The following is a 21,655-nucleotide window of genomic DNA, read 5'->3' on the forward strand; positions in this document are numbered from 1 at the left end:
ATTGTTCCCAATCATCCCGAATTTATTTCAATCCGATTAAATAGAATTAACTAAGTGTGTGTTTATAATATATTGAATATTAGTGCATAATGCTTTATTTTTCTTTGATTTTCTATTTAATAGGATTGTTCCCAATTTGTATATTTCAAATGCGGGTCTAACTTGAAGAGCATTCAGTGTCCCGATGAGTGGAAGGCGACGGCTGCCTTGTTTGCCGATGACCTGCGCAAGACTTCTGGTCTGGATGTAGTGTTTGTACAGGAAAATCCGTCGGTAAGTGTTACGAAAAACGTTGATATGCCTGCCGAAGCCTATAAACTGGTTGTCACGTCGGGCGGCGTGAGCATCGAAACAGCCGATGTGGCCGGATTGAACCATGCGTGGAGTACCTTGCACCAGCTGGTACTGACGGCTGTCGATGCCAAGCTGCCGGCATTGACCATACTGGACAAGCCACGCTTCGGTTATCGGGGCCTGATGCTGGATTGCAGCCGCCACTTCTGGACGGTGGAAAACCTGAAGGAAACCATCGACCATCTGGCTTTCTTCAAGTTCAGCCGCCTGCAGATGCATCTTACTGACAACAACGCCTGGCGTCTGGCCATGGACAAATATCCTGAACTGACAGAAAAAGGAACGTTCTATCCCGATTTTCCTGAATTGTCGGGCAAATTCTATACCAAGGAAGACTTGAAGGAGATTGTAAAATATGCTGCCGACCGTGGCATTGAGATTGTCCCCGAAGTCGACCTGCCCGGCCATGCCATCGCGCTGATGTCGGCACTTCCGCAGCTGTCGTGCAATGGCGGGCAGTTCGAACCCTATCCCGAAGAGCGTGCCCTGAACAAGCGCAGGCGGGGAGGAGAGACCATGATCTGTATAGGCAATCCCGCTTCGCTGGAGTTTGCAGAAGAGGTGGTCAAGACCTTGACAGAAATCTTCCCGTCGCGTTACATTCACCTGGGAGGCGACGAAGTGCCTACGGCCGTTTGGGAGAAGTGTCCCAAGTGTCAGGCATTGTTCAAGCGTGAAAACATGAAACATCCGGGCGAGTTGCAGGATTACTTTACGCGCAAGTTGGGCGAGATAGTCCGTGCACATGGAAAGGTTATGGTAGGCTGGGACGAGATAAACGACCGCAATGCCGCGACACCTCAGGACATGCTGACCGTGTGGAGAGACAAGGGTACGCCCAACCAGCTGAAAGCCTTGGAGCGTAACATACCCGTCGTGATGTGTCCGCAGCATGGCTGTTACTTCGATTGGGGCTATGCCGGCAACTCAACCCGAAAAGTATACGAATGGGATCCGGTATCGGAAGAGGTGACGGCCGACAAGTTGCCGCTCGTCAAAGGCGGCCAGGCTGCTCTGTGGACGGAGCGTATCGCCACGCAGGACAGGGTGGAATGGATGCTTTATCCCCGCATGTGCGCCATGGCCGAAGTGCTTTGGTCGCCGAAGGACAAGCGCGATTGGGAGAATTTCTATGAACGCATTACGAACTTTTATCCCGTTATGGAGAAGCTGGGCATCAACTATTATGAAGACGACGCCATGAACGAGAAGGAATTTGTACCGACCGAAGAGAAACCGGCACTGGTGCGTCATGCCTTTATCGAGACCAACATCCCGACAGCCCATCCGTATCATGCAGAATATGCTTTCGACGGCAAGAGCAATACGTTCTTCTGGGGAGGCTTGTCGGTAGGTCCCGAACATTATTTCACCATCAAGCTGGGAGAACCGACAAAGGTGGAAGAAATCCAGGTGATTTCGGGCGACTCGAAAGACTACATCACCAAAGCCGACCTGCTGGTTACGGAAGACGGTGAAAACTTTGTGAAGGTCGGTACATTCAACGATTTGGGCGAAGCTTCGGCCAAGTTGGGTGGAAAGGTTATCAAGGGTGTGAAGATTCAGATTACAGGGCAACATACCTGTTGGCCCATCCTGAAGGAAGTAATCTTGAAGTGATGATTATCCGGCCCGGCGAGGGATTGCCTCTATGAAATACATCAAGATAGGAATCGGATGCATGCTGTGCCTGTGGGGCCTGACCCTGCAGGCGCAGACACCCGACCTGATGCTTTGGGAGGAAAACCTGGAGCAGCTGGCCGCCGAAGCCGAAAGTACCGACTGGGAAGACGAACTGGAGGAACTCTCCCGACGGATGAAGCAGAAGCTGAACCTGAACACGGCTACACGCGAGCAGCTGGAGCAGTTCCCCTTCCTGTCGGAAGAGCAGGTAGAAAACCTGCTGGCCTATGTCTACGTGCATGGAGCGATGCAGACGCTGTACGAACTCCAGCTGGTGGAGGAGATGGACAAGGAAACCATTGACCATCTGCTTCCCTTTGTCTGCGTCCGTCCTTCGGAGGAAGAGACGCATTATCCTTCGTTCAAAAATATCTGGAAGTATGGCAAGCACGAAGCGACAACCCGCTTCGACATTCCCTTCTACACGCGCAAGGGGTATGAGAAAGACTATCTGGGGCCTTCCGTCTATCATTCGTTACGTTACAGTTTCCGCTATGGAGACCGCCTGCAGGCAGGCGTGACGGGCGAGAAAGATGCGGGCGAGCCTTTCTTTGCCCTGCACGACCGACAGGGATATGACTATTATTCGTTTTACCTTCTGCTGAAGGGGTGGGGCAGGCTCGAAGCATTGGCCGTGGGTAACTATAAGGTAAGTTTCGGGCAAGGGCTGGTGCTGGGCAACGGATTCGGGTTGGGCAAGACCTTTTCGCTGGCTACGGCGGAGTATCGCACGGAAGGCTTCCGCAAGCATAGTTCGTCCGACGAGTACAATTATTTCCGTGGAGTAGGGGCCACTGTCCGTCTGGCTTCCCGCTGGAGGGCATCGGCCTTCTATTCGCACCGTAACCTGGACGGCGTGGTGGAGGACGGCGAAATCACTTCCATCTACAAGACTGGCCTGCATCGCACGACCAAGGAAGCGGCCAAGCGGCATGCCTTTGTGATGCAGGCGGCAGGTGGAAACGTTACCTACGAAGGTACACATCTGAAAGTGGGTGCGACAGGGCTCTATTACTTCTTCGACCGTCCCTACGAACCTGCGTTGCGTAAGTATGCCCGCTACAACCTGCGGGGCAATCATTTCTACAACGCCGGTGTGGATTATGCCTACCGTTCGGGGCGTTTCGCCTGGGTGGGTGAGGCAGCCAAGGGCAAGCAGGGATATGCCTTCCTCAACCAGCTCCGCTATCAGGCAGGCGGGCAGTATAAGGTGATGCTTATCCACCGCTACTATTCGCACGACTATTGGGGGATGTTTGCCCATTCGTTTGGAGAAAGCAGTGCTTTGCAGAACGAAAACGGCTGGTATCTGGCCGGCGAAGCATCGCCTTTTGCCCGTTGGCGTTTCTTTGCGTCGGTCGACCTGTTTTCGTTTCCCTGGTGGAAGTACCGCATCAGCAAGCCGTCGCAAGGAGTGGACGGCATGTTTCAGGTAACCTTTACTCCCAACAAACGGTGGTCGATGTACGCCAACTACCGCCTCAAGTGCAAGGAGAGGGATGTGACAGGCAGCGGCGGCGAAACCATTCTGCCTACCCGGCATCACAAGGTGCGCTATCGGCTCAACTATACGCAGGGCTTGTGGAGCCTGCGTACCACTGCCGACTACAACCGTTTTGTCCAGGCACCGCTTCAGTACAGCCAGGGATGGCAGGTCACGCAGATGTGTGGCGTGCAGTTGCCTTCTCTTCCGCTGGCCGCCACGTTGCAGGGCACCTATTTCCATACCGACGACTACGACTCGCGTGTCTATGCCTACGAGAAAGGGTTGCTGTATACCTTCTACACGCCTTCCTTTTATGGCCGCGGCTTCCGCTTCTCCGCCCACCTGCGTTACGACTTCCGCGACTGGCTGATGCTGATAGCCAAGTTCGGGCAAACCCTCTATCAGGACAGGGAGGAGATAGGGTCGGGCAACGACTTGATACGTGGAAACAAAAAGTCGGACCTGCAGGTACAAGTCCGACTGAAATTCTGATGTGTGAGCGATGACACTTATTTCTTCAGGAAATCGTCTCTGTAAGGGCTGAAGCAGTCGATAAGCAGACCTGCTTCGAGGCAGACGCAGCCATGCTCCACGTTGGGCTCCATATAGATTGCATCGCCTGCTTTCACTACCTTTTTCTCGTCGCCGACGGTAAATTCGAATGCACCGCTGGCCACGTATGTCACTTGGGTATGTTTATGCTTGTGGGCAGCTCCGATACCGCCTTTCTCGAATTTTACCTTGACCATCATGATGTCGTCGTTGTAACCCACAATCTGACGGGTGGCTCCTTCGCCGGCAGGTTCCCATTCCATGTCCTTTTCGTACATGAAGACATTGCTGCGATGCGTGATTTCCTTGGCGGTACATGTTTTTTCGGTACAAGCTTTGTCGGATGTTTCCTGATTTTCCTGCTTGGCAGGTTGTGTACAGCTGCTCGTAGCGCACAGAGCGGCAAATGCACAGGCTAGAATCTTGATCTGTTTCATTTGAATAGTGTTTTATGATATTAACTCGTTTGCAAATATACATTCTTTCAGCTGGTTTTTGAAAGAAAAGTGAGATAAATGCTTCGTTTTCTCATAAAAAGTAATCACCTTTGTTAGGAAAAATAGAATTTTGCGTAATCGTATGACTGTTATTTATCCTTCGCCCATCTTCGGGCCTGTTCACTCCCGTCGTTTGGGAGTGTCGCTGGGCATCAACCTGATGCCTGCCGACGGCAAGTTGTGTACGTTCAACTGCATTTATTGCGAATGTGGCTTCAATGAAGATTTCCGTCCGAAACTTCCCCGTCCGACGCGTGAGGAAGTGCGCCAGACACTCGAAGCCCGCCTGCAGGATATGAAGGCCAACGGTCCTGCGCCTGATGTACTGACCTTTGCCGGCAACGGAGAGCCGACGGCCCATCCTCACTTTGCCGAAATTATCGACGATACGCTGGCTCTGCGCGACCGCTATTTCCCGAATGCCAAGGTCAGTGTACTCAGCAACTCTACCTTTATCCACAAGCCTGCCGTCTTTGCCGCACTCAACAAGATAGACAACAACATCTTGAAGCTCGACACGGTGGACGAAGATTACATCCGCGACCTCGACCGTCCGACAGGTCGGTATGCCGTGGCCGACATCATTGAAGGCATGAAGGCATTCAAAGGCCGCTGCATCATTCAGACGATGTTCCTCAAAGGTGGATACATGGGCAGGGATATGGACAACACGTCCGACCGATACGTGCTCCCCTGGCTGGAGAAGGTAAAGGAGATAGCTCCCCGCCAGGTGATGATTTATACCATCGACCGCGAGACGCCCGACCACGACCTGCAGAAGGCTACGCACGAAGAGCTCGACCGCATTGCCGCGCTGGTGAAGGAGGCGGGGATTGAGGTGAGCGTTTCGTACTGAAAAAGAGGCTGTTTAAATACTTTCTTGCTTTCTTTAAACATTAAAAAGAGGCCGTAGGACTTTTAGAACATTCTTGGTCTTTTTTGGATAATCTTTTCTGTAGTTGTATTTGCGATATTTGCGAATAAAAACAGAAGTCAACATGATGAAGCAAGAAAGTCAGAACCAACAACCGAAACGGATGAATCCCTATTGGGGACTTTTGACCGGCGTTTTAATTATTCTTTTCCTTAACGGTTTGCTCGTACCCACACTGACGGGCCGTCAGATAAAGTCGGCCGACTATGGTACGTTCATAGCCAAGGTGGACAGCGGATTGGTAAAGGATGTAGTCATTGAGAGCGGGCAGATTTATTTTACTGTTCAGGAAGGTGACAAGACTTCTGCCTACCAGACGGGAGCCATCAACGATCCGCAGCTGGTAGACAGGCTTTTGGAAGCGAAAAGTCCCAATGAAGGCGGTAAGATAACTTTCAATCAGGTGATACCGCAGGAAAATTCTCCGTTGCTCAACTTTGTATTGATGTGGGTACTGCCGGGACTTATCTTTTACCTTATCTGGCGGCAGACCAGCAAAGTCATCCAGGCGCGAATGGGTAGTGGCGGTGACAACTTCATGTCGTTCGGTAAGAGCGATGCCAAGATTTATGCCGATTCGGATGTGAAGACGACCTTTGCCGACGTGGCAGGTCAGGACGAAGCCAAGGAGACCCTGAACGAAATCGTGGACTTCCTGCACAATCCCAAGAAATATACTGACATCGGAGCTTCTCTTCCCAAAGGAGCTCTGCTGGTAGGTCCTCCGGGTACAGGCAAGACACTGATTGCCCGTGCCGTGGCGGGCGAAGCCAAAGTTCCTTTCTTTGCCATTTCGGGTTCGGAGTTCGTACAGATGTTTGTCGGCATGGGTGCGGCCAAGGTGCGCGACCTTTTCCGGCAGGCTAACGAAAAGGCTCCCTGTATCATCTTTATCGACGAAATAGATGCCATCGGCAAGCGACGCGATACAGGTCTGGGTGGCAATGATGAACGCGAACAGACTCTGAACCAGCTGCTTACGGAGATGGATGGATTTGACGGACGTAAGGGCGTAGTGATACTGGCTGCCACCAACCGGCCTGAAAGCCTGGACAAGGCATTGCTCCGTCCCGGCCGTTTCGACCGTCGCATCCAGATGGAGTTGCCCGACCTCGAAGGGCGCAAAGCCATCATTGGCGTACATCTTAAGAAAGTGAAGTGCGACAAGGTGGATATGGATGTCGTGGCTCGTGCTACAGCAGGTTCGTCGGGGGCCGAATTGGCCAATATCGTCAACGAGGCTGCCTTGCGGGCCGTACGTATGGGGCGTAGCAAGGTGACAACCGCCGATTTGGAGGAAAGTGTAGAAACAGTGATTGCAGGTGCCCAGAAGAAAGGAAAAGTGATTTCGGACGAAGAGAAGAAAATTGTTTCCTACCACGAGATAGGTCATGCCTTGGTAGCCGCTTTGCAGAGTCATTCGGCACCTGTCCACAAGATTACAATCGTGCCCCGCACTTCGGGTGCGTTGGGCTATACCATGCAGGTGGATAAGGGTGAGCAGGTATTGATGAGCCGTGAGGATCTCTTCAACCGCATTGCTACGCTGACGGGCGGACGGGCAGCCGAGGAAGTGGTGCTGGGATGTATCACGACGGGTGCTTCGAACGACATCGAGCAGGCTACCCGCTTGGCACGTGCAATGGTGACCCGCTACGGCATGAGTGAAAAGTACGACATGATGGGATTGGAGACGGTAAACAACGCTTATCTGGGCGGTGACAGTTCACTGACCTGTTCATCGGAAACGGCGGCCGACATTGATCGCGAAGTACTCAAGATGATTGATGAGGCCCATCAGAAAGCTCGTAAGCTCATATCCGATCATTTGGACATCATGCACGAAGCCGCCGCCTATCTGCTGGACAAGGAAACCATTACGGGCGAAGAGTTTATGGCAATTGTATGTAAACATCAGAAGAAATAATTTTTAATATTGGGGTTATGTTGGATTCTATCATTCGTTTGGAAAAGAAGGACATCAGATATTGGTGGATTTCACTGATTATCGGTTTTTTTAGTGTTGCAGTGGGTGTAGGATGTTTTGTTACTCCCAGTGGTTCATTGGCATTGCTTACCGTTTTTTTTGTAACTGCCCTGTTGGCAGAAGGTGTATTGAACATCCTATTTGCCACGGTCAATCACAAGCGTATCAGTTATTGGAGCTGGAGCCTGGCAAGGGGTATCATAGAAGTGTTGTTGGGTATTTGGCTTGTATTGTTACCTCTGCCTGCTGTTACGACAGGATTGATTTTCCTGATAGGTTTTTGGATGTTGTTTCATTCCATCATCGGCATCGGTGAGTCGTGTGAGTTGCAACAATATGAGATCAAAGGATGGGGATGGCTGTTGGCATGTAATATTCTGAGTCTCGTTTTTTCTTTCATTTATCTGATGTCACCAGTGTTTGGAGGATTGTTCGTTGTCTTTTATTTGGGCTTTTCTTTCCTTTTCTATGGAATTTTCCGCTTTGTCCTTGCATTTAAGTTGCGTCGTTTCAACAAGGAGATACGCAGGTTGATGGAAGAAGAGGCAAAGAATGATGATGAAGATGATGGGATAGAGGATGCTGTCATCATCGGTTGAGGTAATGCTGGTAAAGGATTGGAGTGTGAAGAATATAAGTATTGACGAATTGAAGTGTCGCATAGGAGCTGGAGCTTGTTATGCGGATGATTGTCTGTTTGTGTCAGAAAGTCTGCAATACTTGTGTTGTACAGATTCTGTCAGACTGGATTTTTCATTGATGGTGTTCTGTACCTCTGGTTGTATCAGATGGGGACAAAATGGAAACATGTATTCGTTGTACGAGCATGATTTCGGTATTATCCTGTCAGGAAATCCCGTAACAAAGATGTCGGTGAGTAACGATTGTAAGATGAAGGTAGTGGGACTTTCTGACCGTTTTCTGCAACGTTTGTTTCGTAACGGTACGGATGTGTGGCATCTTGTCCGTTTTGTGAAGTCTCATCCAGTGAAGCATCTGGAAGGGAAGAACTTTGAACTCTTGTTACGTTACGTTGATTTGATAGCTACCGAGCTGGCTATCGGCGACATTATCCGTCGGGAGGAAATCATGCAGCACCTGCTTGCCGCCCTTGTTTTGGGAATGATGTCTGATATCGACCGTAGTATGGCGTTATCTTCCCCAAAAGGATCGGAAAAGGTCAGTCCTTCGGCCTATACTTTCCGACGGTTCGTGGAGGAACTTTATGCGGATAGTGGTCATCATCGTTCCGTTACTTATTATGCGAACAAGTTATGTTGTTCGCCTACTTATTTGTCGCGTTTGGTAAAAAGAATGAGCGGAAAGAAAGCACTCTCTTTGATTAATGAACATGCGATAGACCGTATTGCTTTCGAGTTAAAATATACAGATAAAACCATTAAGGAAATAGCGATGGAGTTCGATTTTCCCAATGTTTCCTTTTTTGCAAAATATGTACGCAGGCATTTGAAGTTTTCTCCTTCTATGTTTCGAAGTAAGACGCGTTAGTCTGAAAATTTCCACTCTTTCCAGTCACATGCCGCTTCCACCCGTTTCTCCACATCGTCGGGCAGGGCGGGGAAGAAATCGATGCCTGTGATACGCTCCACCTGGTCGACGGAGTTGATGTAGCTGTCCAATGGGTGGTTACCCGAGGTGTTCTTGTAGATGAAGCCGATGGCACGCGGAGGGCGGCTGTCGGCGCACAGAATGACCTTGAAGAAGGCTTCGGGCACAGTCACTTTGTGCTCTTTTCCGATGGTGCGATGTTTCTGATTGTAGAGGATGGGGCCGCAGACAATGTAGATGCGGCCTTCCTGTTCGGCCCACACGCGGCAGCGGTCTTCCAGTTCTTTCCAGTCGCCACGGTTCAGATTGTGGTGTTGGGGGCAGATGTTGGTCATGTAGAAACTTTCCTGCATGGCGCGCCAATGCCAGCGGTTGTCGGCAGCAGGGCACATGTGGCCGCGGTCCCAACCCGAACCTTTGTAGTCGTCGGTCGTGACGGCCTCGCTCTCGGGCAGGTCGGGGTCGGGCAGGAACTTGTCTGTGCGGCTTTCGCGCTCCACCAGCTTGTCGCGGTTCAGCTCCCACGCCACCCAGTTGGGCAGATTCAATGTACGGTTATAGGATACGGTATATCCCTTCCGCTTCAGGATGGTTTCGTCCGCGCTCTTCATCGGGGCGGGGATTTCAAGGCCTTGGGCGGCAGAGACGTTTGTCTGTGTTTCAGATTTGTCTGTCTGTACGGCAGACTTTATACCTTGCGGCAGACGGTCGAGGCTGATGAGCCCCGATTGCCAGGCATTGCTCAGCGGGCCGTAACCGATGAAGGCGGCACACACCAGCAGGATGAGGTACAGAAGACCTTTGGAGTCTTTCTTCTTCGTTTTTCTTTTGGGCATGACGATGAGTTTGTTCAGGCTCCAAAGGTAGTGAAAGTCGAAAGCAGAAAAAACAAGCTTGCTTGATTTTTTTGCTGAGGCGCATCCTGCCTTATCAAAAGGTAGTGAAAAATTGCGTCACTTCATCGGCTCTACCGTGTATCCTTGCACTTCGAGCAGCTTCAGCAGGCCGCGGGAGCCGGGCAGATGGCCGGCGCCTACCACGAACAGGGTGGGGGCCTGCTTCATGATGTCGGGCAGCTGGCGGGCCCAGTCGGTATTGCGGCCGTATATCAGGGCGTCTTCCTCCTGAGGCGTGCTGTCGCAGGAGTCGTTCTGCTTCTCTTCCATGATTTCAAGCAAGGTGTCGAGGTCCTGGTTCATGTAGGCCTCTGTCATGCGTTGGGCCTGCAGGATGGCATAGTCGATGGTGGTAGCCGCACAATAGAGCAGGTGGGCCTGGCGTTGCAGACTCTGCGAGCGGTAGAGGACGTCTATCTGCTGCTCCATGCTTTCCAGCTCTCCTACCTTCTTTCCAGCCTGCTTGGCCTGTGCCTGAAACCAAGTGTCGAGTTGCTCCTGCGGGTTGAAGCCTTTGACGGACTTGGCGGCCAGCGCTACAGACAGCTGGGTGGTGAGGGCGGCGGGTTTCAGCCGGTCGAACAGGGCGAGGTCCATACCGATGTATGTCTTCACGACCGAAGCGATGCTGTCGTATTCGGCCGGAGCGAAGAGGCTTTTCAGCGTGGTGTCGGCGGGAAGCATCATGGCCTGCTGCATCTTCATCAGCATGTCGGGTTTCATGGCATTCTCCATGACGAGCTCGCCATAGACCTGTTGCGTTTCGTCCATTGCCTGCTTCAGGCTTGCGATGCTGTCCTTGATGCTGAGGGGAGCCAGGTGGTGGGTACCCATGACGTACGAGGGACGGTCGAGGCTGTTGCCCGATACTTTCCATAACAGTTGCGCCTGGGCGCCGAGGGCGATGCAGAGGAGCATCACGAGTGAGAGTGTCTTTTTCATTGCAGTGTTCTTTGGGGATAAATGATTCTTTTTATAAATTGGTCGCAGAAGAGGGAAGTTTCTTGCAACTTCTCCGGCTTTTTATTTCAGCGCTTCGTTCGGGTTGAAGGTTTCCGTCTGTTGGAGAATATAGTTCTGGCGGGCGTCGCTCCACACGTAGGTCTTCTTGTCTGTCACTTGTCCCTGCGCGTTGTAGGTGAAGTCCATCTTGAAGAGGCGTTTCAGGTACTTGCCGTCTTCCACGCTGAACACCTCCTTGTTCGTCAGCCGGTTGTTTTCCATCTTTACGTTATATACTAAGTTGGTAGATACGCCTGCGGCCGAAATCAGTGAGGCCATGATGAGATTGGTAATCATATTCGTTTCAGTTTTATGAGTTAGACATTTCTTTTTCTTTGTTTCGATGTCGCAAAGGTAGGGCGGTGCGGCGGGGATTCGGGTTAACGTTACGTTAAGCTTAGGTTAATACGGGGGCAGTTGTGGAAAACTTATTCCCCAGTTGGAGAAAAAAGAAAGGACTTGCAGGCGTTTTCGGTTGTTGTCTGTGAAAGGCGGCTTTGTTTTCTGCCAGAACATTGCTTTCTTTGCCCTAAAACATTGCTTTCTTTGATGGAAAACATTGCTTCTTTTTCGGGAAGTCATTTAATTTGCCTTGCGGCTTCATGGAAGGGGAAATGATAAAAAATCGCCGGCCGCGTATAGTTTTCGGGCCGCATTGTGGTCTAACAAGTAAAAACAGCAACGGAAATGAATGCGAAAGAACAACAATTCATAACTGTCATCCGAGAGCATGAGCGGACCATCTACACCGTCTGCTACATGTTTTCGAGTGATACGGACGAGGTGAACGACCTCTATCAGGACATTCTCGTCCGCTTGTGGCAGGGCTTCGATGCCTTTGAGGGGAAGAGCGACATCAAGACGTGGATTTACCGCGTCAGCCTGAACTATTGCATCAACTTCAGCAACCGCCAGAAGAAGCGGCGCGAACGGCTGGACTTGGGCGCAGGTTTCCCTTCAGACGGAAGAAGTCTGGAAAAGAACTTGCAGATAAAGCAGCTTTATAAGCGGATCAATGCATTGGGACTGGTGGACAGAAGCGTGGTCCTGTTGTGGCTCGAAGGCCTGAGCTACGACGAGATTGGCGCTATCCTGGGTATTTCTGTCAAGAATGTCTCGTTCAAGCTGGTCCGCATCAAGGAACAACTCAAAAAAATGTCTAACATCTAAAAGTATGAATCGTATGGAAATCAATATCGAAAAAGAAATTCAGACGCTGAAATCGGAGTATAATGTGTTTAAGGAAGGGCTGGAAAAGCAGGAAATGCTGAACGAAAAGTTCTTCAAATCCCTCAGAAGACGCCCTGCGATGGCCGTCAGCAAGGAAATCAGAGACCGGATGTTGGGTGATGTCCTGACGATACCCACGATTATCGTGATTTGTATCAACATAGACTGGCCTCTGCTGTTCGGCATATTGGTGTCGTTGTGGGCTTTGGTCGATTTGGGTGTCAGCCTGTGGGTCAGCCGCAAGCTGGGCATGAACCATCTGCTGGACGACGATGTGCGGACGGTGACAGGCAAGATTGCCGGTTATCGCAAATTCTATGCAGGGTCGCTCATTGCCGCCATCATTCCCCTGACGGCTATGGTCACCTATATCTTTATGCGCCTGTATGCCTTGGCGGACGATGCTGCTACCGTACAGCTCATTACCGTGTCGGGCGTTGTTTCCATCCTTGTTGCCATTGCGATAACCCTATTGCAATATAAGAAACATGTGAGAAGATGCAGGGAACTGCTGGAGCAGTTCGAGGAACAGTAGTCGGTTTCTACATTCTCTCTTAATCTTCTACTATCCAACCTTCTATACCCCTTGTCTCTTTGCTGAAGTTCACGCCGACCTTAAACAGTTTTCGTGAATCGGAGGCAAAGGGCAGGGTATATTGTTTGTCATGAATCTGTTGCAGGGCCTCTTTGGCCGTGCCGTCCAGCTTGAACTCCATGACGTAGATGTAGCGGTCGGTCTTCACCACCATGTCGATGCGGCCGATGGAGGTATGGTATTCGGCCTGCGTATAGAAGCCCAGCAGCTTGAAGACAATGAAGAGCACGTTCTGGTAGTGCAGTTCCAGGTCGCGGGCCAGTTCGTAGGGACTGTCGGCAAAGAAACTTTGCAGACGCCGGAGGAAAGCGTCCGCGTTGCCCTGACGCACGTCCTTGACGAAGCTCATGATTTCGAACGACGGATTGCCCGTCTCCAGATGGGCGTAGCGGGGCAGGAGAAACTTGGTGAAGCCTTCTTCCACTTCCTTGTTGGGAAAGCCTAAGTAGTAGACTTGGAACTCGCGGTCGTAACCTTTGATGGTCAGATAGCCGCTCTGGTACAGGATGGGTATCGGGTTGGTATGCATCGTATCGATGCCCCCCAGTGAGTCGGCGGAGGCCATTTCCTCGGTCAGGCGGTGCAGGTCGTAGCGGCTGTGCTTGAGCAGTTCGACTAGAAAAGTGGGCGTATCGGTTTCGAACCAGTAGCTTCCGAACTTCATTTCAGCAAACGTATTGAGCAGGCTGAAGGGGTTGTAGATATCTTCGCAATCCTCCGCGAAGTGGTAGCCGTCGTACATTTTTTTCAGTTCTGCCTTGGTTTCCTCTTCGGTCAGCTTGTTTTGCTGTCCCAGTTCGATGATGTCTTCCTTGAAGTTGCTGTACAGCTCTTTTTCCGTGATGCCGCACAGGTTGGCAAAGCGGTTGGACATGGAGATGTCCATCAGGTTGTTCAGGTCACTGAACACGCTTACCTTGCTGAACTTAGTTACGCCGGTCAGCAGGGCAAACTTGATGTAGCGGTCGCAGCTCTTCATCACGCCGTAGAAAGCCTTCAGCGTATTGCGGTAGTCGGCCAGCAGTTCGTCGTTGCCGATGGCCTGGAGCATGGGCTTGTCGTATTCGTCGATGAGGACAACCACGTTACGGCCCCATTTCTCGGCCGCACGCTGGATCACTCCCTGAAAGCGTAGGGACAAGCTGGTTTCGCTGGGGCGGGTTTCGTACATGGCCTCCCAGCCGCACAAGGCGTCATTGAGGATACCATACAAGCTATCAGATGTATCATATTTCTGTGCATTCAGGTCCAGGTGCAGGATGGGATATTCCGTCCATTCCTTCTCCAGTACGTCTAGGGCAAGCCCTTCGAAAAGTTCCTTCTTCCCTTGGAAGTAGGCTTCCAGCGTAGAGATGAGCAGGCTCTTGCCGAACCGGCGTGGGCGGCTCAGGAAATAATATTGTCCTGATTTTACCAGTTTGTAAATCAGTTCTGTCTTGTCAATGTAACAGTAGTTTCCACTACGTATCTTTTCAAAGTTTTGTATGCCTACCGGATAGTTTCTTTTCATAACGCACCTGAATTTACTTGCCAATGAATCAGAGATGATATCTGTTACAAAGATAGGAATTTTTATTTCACGGACAAGCGATATTCTTTTTCTTCCTCTTTCCTTGGAGCGATACATATAGGAGGTTGTAGCTCATGGATTTAGTAAGATATAAATAAAAAACGGATGACGTGGCAGGCATTCTGAATTTTATGTCTTGCCGCGTCATCCGTTTGATGGATTGGCTTCCGTCTGTTTACAACAGCTTCTTGGCCCGCTCCAGCGCTACGTTGATGTTGGGGCAGATGTTCTCCTCACCCAGCAGTTCGTAGAAGCCCGATTTCTCCAGTACCTTGTGTACCTTCTCGTTGACACCCGAGAGGACGATGGTAATCTTTTCCTTCTGCGACATGCGGCAGAGGTTTTCCAGATTGTGGATACCTGTAGAGTCGATGAACGGCACCTTACGCATGCGGATGACACGTACTTTGGGTCGGTCGCCCATCTGCGCCATCATTTCCTCAAACTTGGTGGCGATACCGAAGAAGTAGGGACCGTTGATTTCGTATACCTCCACACCCTGCGGGATGATGAGGTGTTCCTCGCTCGTGGCGATATCCGACTCCTTGCTGGGATCTATCTCGTCTTTGATGACTGAGATTTCCGTTGTCTCCATCACGCGGCGCATGAAGAGCACGCAGGCAATGACCAGACCCATTTCGATAGCTACGGTCAGGTCGAAGATGACGGTCAGGAAGAAGGTGATGAGCAGCACCGTGACGTCCGACTTCGGATTGCGGAGAAGCGCCTTGAACGTGCGCCAGCCGCTCATGTTATAGGATACGACAACCAGTACACCTGCCAGACAGCCCATGGGGATATATTGGGCCAGCGGCATGAGCAACAGCAGGATGAGCAGCAGTACGATGGCATGTACGATGCCGGCTACGGGCGACTTGCCGCCGTTGTTGATGTTGGCCATGGTGCGGGCGATGGCTCCCGTGGCGGGGATACCTCCGAAGAGCGGAGTGATGATGTTGGCCGCACCCTGTGCGATAAGTTCCGTGTTCGAGTCATGCTTGTCGCCAATCATACCGTCGGCTACGGTAGCCGAGAGCAGTGACTCGATGGCACCCAGTACGGCAATGGTCACTGCTACGGGGAAGAGGTTCTTTACTGCCTCCCAATCCAATGCAGGGATAGCGGCGTTGGGCAATTCGGCACGGATGCTGAAACGGTCGCCGATGGTGTCGATGCAGGTGATACCGCCGTAAGTCTTCATCAGCCAGACGGCCACGGTCACCACCACGATGGCAATGAGCGAGCCGGGTATCTTCTTCGAGAACTTGGGCGTCAGGGCGATAATGGCGATGCTCACTACGCTCACCAGCGTGTTCCACCAGTTTACCGTGTCGAAGTGGCGGAAGTACACCAGCCATTTGCCCACGAAGTCGCCCGGTACCTTTTCACCACCGAACTGAAGGCCGAATACATCGGCCACCTGTGTGGTGAAGATGGTGACGGCGATACCGCTCGTAAAGCCCACGATGATGGGATAGGGGATGAACTTGATGACTGCCCCCAGCTTGAACACACCCAGCAGCACCAGGATGACGCCTGCCATCAGTGTGGCCACGATAAGTCCCGCTTCACCATATTGCTGGATAATGCCGTAGATGATGACGATGAACGCACCTGTAGGTCCGCCAATCTGCACCTTGCTGCCGCCCAGCAGGGAGATGATGAAACCCGCGATGATGGCGGTCACGATACCTTTCTCGGGCGATACACCCGACGCGATACCAAAAGCAATAGCCAGCGGAAGGGCCACAATACCCACAATGATACCGGCCATGAGGTCGGCCATAAACATTTCTTTGGAATAATTCTTCAGTGCCGTGTAGAGTTTCGGCTTGAATTCGAACGCTTTCATTTTCTGATTAGTAGAACTTTATTTTACCTGTTACGTTTGTTGTCCTTTTGAAAAGAAAGTGCAAAATTAGGTAAAATAACCCAAATGGCTGCTATTATTCCGCTTTTTTTATGAATGTGTCGTTGTTCCGATGACGGTAAGTCACCGTTTGCTGGCGTGTGGAGTCGTTAGGGATGCTGGTTGCGTCACCTTGTGTGGTGAAGTAGACGTAGCTGCCCGAATAGGTGTCATAAAAGCGGTATACGCGGCATCCGTCGTGTTCGAAGAGGTAGCTGACGGTATAGTCGGGATTGTTGACGGCTTTGCTGACCGAAACGGAACGCTGTACGAAACAGGCGGAAAAACTGATGCAGGCCAAAGCCAGCAAAAGGAGAGAACTGAGATGTATTTTCATGACCGATGGAATATTTATGAAGTTTCTATGAACCCAAAGATAGTGATATTTGTTTCTTTATAGCATGTGACCGTCGACAATTATTGTTAATGTCACAAGCTGTCCGGCGTTTGATAGATTTAATTTATGAATCGATAGAAAAATCCGATAAGGTTGGATGCAAGGCATTTGAAGCCTTTTGCCTACATTTGCAACACAGAAATCAACAAGAACAAAATATTAACCCTTTTAAAAACTGAATGATTATGACTAAGAGTATCAAAGGAACCCGCACAGAGAAGAATCTGATGACTTCGTTTGCCGGCGAATCGCAGGCACGTATGCGTTACACTTACTTTGCCAGTGTAGCCAAGAAGGAAGGTTACGAACAGATTGCCGCTATCTTCATGGAGACAGCCGAGCAGGAGAAGGAGCACGCCAAGCGCATGTTCAAGTGGCTCGAAGGCGGCATGGTAGAGATTACGGCCAGCTATCCCGCAGGAGTTATCGGTACGACGCTCGAAAATCTTCAGGCAGCCGCTGCAGGCGAGCACGAAGAGTGGTCGCTCGACTATCCCAAGTTTGCCGACATTGCAGATGAGGAAGGTTTCCCCGAAATCGCCTTGATGTACCGCAACATCGCCGTAGCCGAAAAGGGACACGAAGAGCGCTATCAGGCTTTTGTAAACAACATCCAGAACGCTACTGTATTTGCCAAGGAAGGCGAAGTGGTTTGGCAGTGCCGCAACTGCGGATTCATCTATGTAGGCAAGGAAGCTCCCGAACTGTGCCCCGCCTGCCTCCATCCGCAGGCTTACTTCGAAGTGAAGAAAGAGAACTGGTAAGATTCTGTACAGATAAATAAAGCCAATAAATAGCAAGTCCGCCATTGACAAAACCAACGTCAATGGCGGATTTCTTTTGGGAGGAATCTCAATGTGTTGAGGGTTGAATTAGGATGTTATGGGGAAATATGTATATTTGCATACGAATTAAGAGTAAGATGCGGCTCCTCCGATAACATATTCATAAGATAATGACTTCGGACGGGACTGTTTATATTTGAACCAATAACATAGAATATCAGATATCATGAAAAAAGCATTATTTTTTGCATTGTGCGGAATGTGTATCACTTCCGGCTACGCCCAAAAGCAGTATTCATTGACCTCTCCGGACGGTAATCTCAAGACGACGATTATGACAGGCGACACCTTGTCCTACGATATCCTTTACAAGGATGTTCAGGTGATGCACCGTTCTCCGGCCTATGTCACACTGGAAAATGGTGATGTTTGGGGCATAAAGTCCAAGGTCAGAAAGGTAAAGGAAAGAGAAGTGCGTGAAGTCGTCGCTTCGCCGTTTTATAGAAGTGCTGAGATAGAGGACCACTACAACGAGATTGTGCTCGAATTTGACAAGAAGTGGAAGGCAGAGTTCAGAATGTACAATGACGGTATAGCCTATCGTTTTGTCAATGAAAACAGCAAGCCGTTCAACATCAAGTCGGAATCAGTAGAATACAGATTCGACCATGATGACTTGGCCTATGTACCCTATGTAAACCGGGGCAAGGACGGGAATTTCGAATCGCAGTTCTTCAATTCTTTCGAGAATACCTATACGGAATGTAAGGTGTCGGAAGTAAATCCGGCCCGTCTGGCTTTTCTGCCTCTGATGGTACAGGCAAGCGATGACGTGAAAGTGTGTATCACAGAGAGTCATCTGGAGAACTACCCCGGCCTTTATCTGCTGGGAAGCAAGGGAGGAAGCCTTGTGGGTGTTCATGCTGCCTGTCCTTCCAAGGTGGAGCAGGGAGGGCACAACCGGCTTCAGATGCTGGTGAAGGGCCGTGAAAACTATATTGCGAAAATAGAGGGCAAACGCTCTTTGCCGTGGAGAATAGCCGTCGTGTCGGACGATGACCGCACTATCGCGGCTACCAACCTCAGTTATCTTCTTGGAGCGCCTTCCAGAGTGGATGATATCTCATGGATAAAACCGGGAAAAGTGGCATGGGAATGGTGGAACGACTGGAATCTTGACGGGGTCGACTTCAAGACCGGTGTGAACAACGATACCTACAAGGCCTATATCGATTTTGCATCCAAGAATGGCATAGAATATGTAATCCTTGACGAAGGCTGGGCTGTAAACCTGAAGGCCGACCTGATGCAGGTGGTGAAGGATATAGACATCAAAGAACTGGTGGACTACGGGGCTGAACGCAATGTAGGAATCATTCTTTGGGCAGGTTACCATGCGTTCAACAGGGATATGGAGAACGTATGCCGCCATTATTCCGAGTTGGGAGTGAAAGGCTTCAAGGTGGACTTTATGGACCGCGACGACCAGGATATGACAGCGTTCAATTACAGGGCGGCGGCCATGTGTGCCAAATACAAGATGATACTCGACCTGCACGGTACCTCAAAGCCTGCCGGCCTGAACAGAACTTATCCCAATGTCCTTAACTTTGAGGGTGTGCATGGACTGGAACAGATGAAATGGAGCCCGTCGAGCGTTGACCAGGTGAAATACGATGTCATGATACCCTTCCTCAGACAAGTGGCAGGTCCTATGGACTATACACAGGGAGCCATGAGAAATGCCACCCGGTCCAATTATCATCCTTGTAACAGTGAGCCGATGAGCCAGGGAACTAGGTGCCGTCAACTTGCATTGTACATCGTTCTGGATTCTCCGTTCAATATGCTTTGCGATTCGCCGTCCAACTATGCCCGTGAGCAGGAATGTACCGACTTCATTGCGTCGGTTCCCACCGTATGGGACGAAACCAGAATCCTCAAGGGCAAGATGGGCAAGTACATTGTAACGGCCCGTCGTAGCGGCGATACCTGGTATGTAGGCGGAATCAATGATTGGGATGCTACGGAACTTGATGTGGACTTGTCGTTTATACCGGGCGTACAATCAAAGAAAATCGAAATGTTTACAGACGGTATCAATGCCCATCGTGCAGCCCGTGATTATAAGAAATCGGAAACTTCGGTTTCGGCCGAAGGAACGGTGAAGGTCTCTTTGGCTCCGGGAGGAGGATTTGTGATGAAGATAGACTGATGTAAATTGTCAGTGAAAATAATCAGAAGATAGCAGGCTGCCCGCATTGACTGGATTCATGTCAATGGCGGGCAGCCTGTTTTTTTGATTTTATGTATTGAATTTGTTTTTACAAACTGGGGTTTTCGCCCAATCCTGTCAAAAAACGGGTTTCAACCATAAAGGCCTTATGTTTCAAACCTAAGGGGTCTATGTTTGAAACATAAGCCCCCTATGTTTGAAACATTCCCGTGAATCGTTGCCGAAACCGTCTGAGGCCGGTGAAGGGAATGTTTTTGTCTGATTGCGATTAATGTTTACAACCGGCTGTCATTTCTTCTTTCCGTCGGCCTCGTCGGCATGGTGCGGATAGTCGATGGTGTAGTGCAGGCCGCGGCTCTCCTTGCGCTCCATGGCCTGCTTCGTGATGAGGTAGCCCACGTTGATCATGTTGCGCAGTTCGCACAGCTCGCGCGTGGCCTTGCAGCGCTTGAAGAGGCGTTCGGTCTCCTCGTAGAGGATGTCCAGGCGGTTCCAGGCACGGGTGAGGCGCACGTTGCTGCGCACGATGCCCACGTACGACTCCATAATCTGGTTCACCTCCTTCATGCTCTGCGTGATGAGCACACGCTCCTCGCCCGTGATGGTACCCTCGTCGTTCCATTCGGGGATGTCTTCGTTGAAGTCGTAACGCTCCAGCACGCTCAGGGCATGCTTGGCGGCTGCGTCGGCATAGACCACGGCTTCGATGAGCGAGTTCGAGGCCAGGCGGTTGCCACCGTGCAGGCCCGTGCACGAACATTCACCGATGGCGTAGAGGCGGCGGATGCTGCTCTGCCCGTCGAGGTCCACCTTGATGCCTCCGCAGAGGTAGTGGGCGGCGGGCGCTACGGGGATGTAGTCCTTCGTGATGTCGATACCGATGCTGAGGCACTTCTGGTAGATGTTGGGGAAGTGGCGCTTCGTCTCTTCCGGGTCCTTGTGGGTGACGTCCAGATAGACGTGGTCTTCGCCGCGGAGCTTCATCTCGTTGTCGATGGCGCGGGCCACGATGTCGCGCGGGGCGAGCGACAGGCGCGGGTCATATTTCTGCATGAACTCCTTACCGTCCATCGTGCGGAGCACGCCGCCGTAGCCGCGCATGGCCTCGGTGATGAGGAACGAGGGACGGTCGCCCGGATGGTAGAGGGCCGTGGGGTGGAACTGGATGAACTCCATGTCCTTCACCGCTCCCTTGGCGCGGTAGACCATGGCGATGCCGTCGCCCGTGGCTACCAGCGGGTTGGTGGTGTGGCGGTAGACGGCCTCACAACCTCCCGTAGCCATGACGGTTATCTTGCTGAGGAAGGTGTCCACCTCGCCCGTGGCCTCGTTCAGCACGTAGGCGCCATAGCACTTGATGCCCGGCGTGTAGCGCGTCACGATGATGCCCAGATGGTGCTGTGTGATGATTTCCACCGCATAGTGGTCGGTGAATATGCTGATGTTGGGATGCCGCTTCACGGCTTCGATGAGCGAAGTCTGTATCTCGGCTCCCGTGTTGTCCTTGTGGTGCAGGATGCGGAACTCCGAGTGCCCGCCTTCCTTGTGCAGGTCGAAGGTCCCGTCTTCCTTCTTGTCGAAGTTCACCCCCCAGCTGATGAGCTCCTTGATCTGTTCGGGTGCGTTGCGCACCACCTTCTCCACGGCGGCGCGGTCGCTGATCCAGTCGCCGGCTATCATGGTGTCTTCGATGTGCTTGTCGAAGTTGTCCACGGCCAGATTGGTCACCGAGGCGATGCCTCCCTGTGCAAAATACGTGTTGGCCTCTTCCATTCCGGCCTTACAGATGAGGGCTACCGTCCCCTTTTCCGCCACTTTCAGGGCGAAGCTCATACCGGCTATTCCAGAGCCGATGACGAGGAAATCGAACTTTCTTACCATAACAATATGTATTAGCTGGTTGCAAAACTACAAAATAAGTGCGTTGTTTGTGCGCTTTGCCGCCGAAAATCCATACCTTTACCGCAAAAAAG

At 51.2% G+C, this 21,655-nt stretch carries 18 protein-coding genes; 10 read left to right on the top strand and 8 right to left on the bottom strand.

The window, feature by feature from the left end; genetic code table 11:
- Positions 1-162 precede the first annotated feature (162 nt).
- Together RDO88_RS05120 and RDO88_RS05125 are read left to right on the top strand one after the other, a co-directional pair.
- Positions 163-1,974, top strand: coding sequence for a family 20 glycosylhydrolase (locus tag RDO88_RS05120; RefSeq protein WP_307758352.1), 1,812 nt, complete (start codon positions 163-165; stop codon positions 1,972-1,974).
- A gap of 31 nt (positions 1,975-2,005) precedes the next feature.
- On the top strand, positions 2,006-4,015 hold the full coding sequence (locus RDO88_RS05125; RefSeq protein ID WP_307758353.1) for a helix-hairpin-helix domain-containing protein: 2,010 nt from the start codon (positions 2,006-2,008) through the stop codon (positions 4,013-4,015).
- Between the two features lie 17 nt (positions 4,016-4,032).
- On the opposite strand, the gene RDO88_RS05130 is transcribed toward RDO88_RS05125, so the two are convergent.
- Entirely contained in the window at positions 4,033-4,353 is a 321-nt protein-coding gene (locus RDO88_RS05130) for a cupin domain-containing protein (protein WP_307758494.1), read from the bottom strand.
- Between the two features lie 301 nt (positions 4,354-4,654).
- Here RDO88_RS05130 and RDO88_RS05135 point away from each other — a divergent pair, with 301 nt between their 5' ends.
- The 4 genes from RDO88_RS05135 (at position 4,655) to RDO88_RS05150 (ending at position 9,002) form a co-directional block, all read left to right on the top strand.
- Positions 4,655-5,428: a radical SAM protein gene (locus tag RDO88_RS05135; RefSeq protein ID WP_307758354.1), complete on the top strand. Its 774-nt coding sequence runs from the start codon at positions 4,655-4,657 to the stop codon at positions 5,426-5,428.
- A 145-nt stretch (positions 5,429-5,573) separates the two neighbouring features.
- Positions 5,574-7,433 carry an ATP-dependent zinc metalloprotease FtsH gene (gene ftsH, locus RDO88_RS05140; protein WP_374043906.1) on the top strand — a complete coding sequence of 620 codons (1,860 nt, stop codon included), beginning with the start codon at positions 5,574-5,576 and terminating at the stop codon, positions 7,431-7,433.
- Positions 7,434-7,471: 38 nt separating this feature from the next.
- Positions 7,472-8,092, top strand: a complete 621-nt coding sequence (locus RDO88_RS05145) for a DUF308 domain-containing protein (protein WP_307758356.1) — start codon at positions 7,472-7,474, stop codon at positions 8,090-8,092.
- 25 nt (positions 8,093-8,117) lie between these two features.
- Positions 8,118-9,002: a helix-turn-helix domain-containing protein gene (locus tag RDO88_RS05150; RefSeq protein WP_307758357.1), complete on the top strand. Its 885-nt coding sequence runs from the start codon at positions 8,118-8,120 to the stop codon at positions 9,000-9,002.
- On the opposite strand, the gene RDO88_RS05155 is transcribed toward RDO88_RS05150, so the two are convergent.
- The 3 genes from RDO88_RS05155 to RDO88_RS05165 form a co-directional block, all read right to left on the bottom strand.
- Positions 8,999-9,898 carry a DNA/RNA non-specific endonuclease gene (locus RDO88_RS05155; RefSeq protein WP_307758358.1) on the bottom strand — a complete coding sequence of 300 codons (900 nt, stop codon included), beginning with the start codon at positions 9,896-9,898 and terminating at the stop codon, positions 8,999-9,001. The two genes, RDO88_RS05150 and RDO88_RS05155, sit on opposite strands and share 4 nt — an antisense overlap.
- 117 nt (positions 9,899-10,015) lie before the next feature.
- Positions 10,016-10,900 carry a TraB/GumN family protein gene (locus RDO88_RS05160; protein ID WP_307758359.1) on the bottom strand — a complete coding sequence of 295 codons (885 nt, stop codon included), beginning with the start codon at positions 10,898-10,900 and terminating at the stop codon, positions 10,016-10,018.
- Between the two features lie 81 nt (positions 10,901-10,981).
- Complete coding sequence (locus tag RDO88_RS05165) at positions 10,982-11,335, bottom strand: DUF3836 domain-containing protein (protein WP_307758495.1); 354 nt, start codon at positions 11,333-11,335, stop codon at positions 10,982-10,984.
- Between the two features lie 312 nt (positions 11,336-11,647).
- Between RDO88_RS05165 and RDO88_RS05170 the strand changes: the two genes are divergently transcribed.
- Complete coding sequence (locus RDO88_RS05170; RefSeq protein ID WP_307758360.1) at positions 11,648-12,130, top strand: sigma-70 family RNA polymerase sigma factor; 483 nt, start codon at positions 11,648-11,650, stop codon at positions 12,128-12,130.
- Between the two features lie 13 nt (positions 12,131-12,143).
- Positions 12,144-12,725 carry a hypothetical protein gene (locus RDO88_RS05175; protein WP_307758361.1) on the top strand — a complete coding sequence of 194 codons (582 nt, stop codon included), beginning with the start codon at positions 12,144-12,146 and terminating at the stop codon, positions 12,723-12,725.
- Between the two features lie 19 nt (positions 12,726-12,744).
- Here the strand turns inward: RDO88_RS05175 and RDO88_RS05180 are convergent, their stop codons facing one another.
- The 3 genes from RDO88_RS05180 to RDO88_RS05190 form a co-directional block, all read right to left on the bottom strand.
- Positions 12,745-14,295, bottom strand: a complete 1,551-nt coding sequence (locus RDO88_RS05180; RefSeq protein WP_307758362.1) for an AAA family ATPase — start codon at positions 14,293-14,295, stop codon at positions 12,745-12,747.
- 235 nt (positions 14,296-14,530) lie between these two features.
- Positions 14,531-16,207: a sulfate permease gene (locus tag RDO88_RS05185; RefSeq protein WP_307758363.1), complete on the bottom strand. Its 1,677-nt coding sequence runs from the start codon at positions 16,205-16,207 to the stop codon at positions 14,531-14,533.
- 94 nt (positions 16,208-16,301) lie between these two features.
- Entirely contained in the window at positions 16,302-16,601 is a 300-nt protein-coding gene (locus tag RDO88_RS05190) for a DUF4884 domain-containing protein (RefSeq protein WP_205094729.1), read from the bottom strand.
- Between the two features lie 245 nt (positions 16,602-16,846).
- On the opposite strand from RDO88_RS05190, the gene rbr reads away from it, so the two are divergent.
- Both rbr and RDO88_RS05200 read left to right on the top strand, forming a co-directional pair.
- Positions 16,847-17,425: a rubrerythrin gene (rbr, locus tag RDO88_RS05195; RefSeq protein WP_307758364.1), complete on the top strand. Its 579-nt coding sequence runs from the start codon at positions 16,847-16,849 to the stop codon at positions 17,423-17,425.
- Positions 17,426-17,672: 247 nt separating this feature from the next.
- Positions 17,673-19,661, top strand: coding sequence for a glycoside hydrolase family 97 catalytic domain-containing protein (locus tag RDO88_RS05200; protein WP_307758365.1), 1,989 nt, complete (start codon positions 17,673-17,675; stop codon positions 19,659-19,661).
- Positions 19,662-19,970: 309 nt separating this feature from the next.
- Here RDO88_RS05200 and nadB read toward each other — a convergent pair whose 3' ends face one another.
- Complete coding sequence (gene nadB / locus RDO88_RS05205; RefSeq protein ID WP_307758366.1) at positions 19,971-21,563, bottom strand: L-aspartate oxidase; 1,593 nt, start codon at positions 21,561-21,563, stop codon at positions 19,971-19,973.
- Positions 21,564-21,655: the final 92 nt, after the last annotated feature.

Origin of the sequence: uncultured Mediterranea sp., from assembly GCF_902493215.1 — a bacterium.
GTDB lineage: Bacteria > Bacteroidota > Bacteroidia > Bacteroidales > Bacteroidaceae > Bacteroides.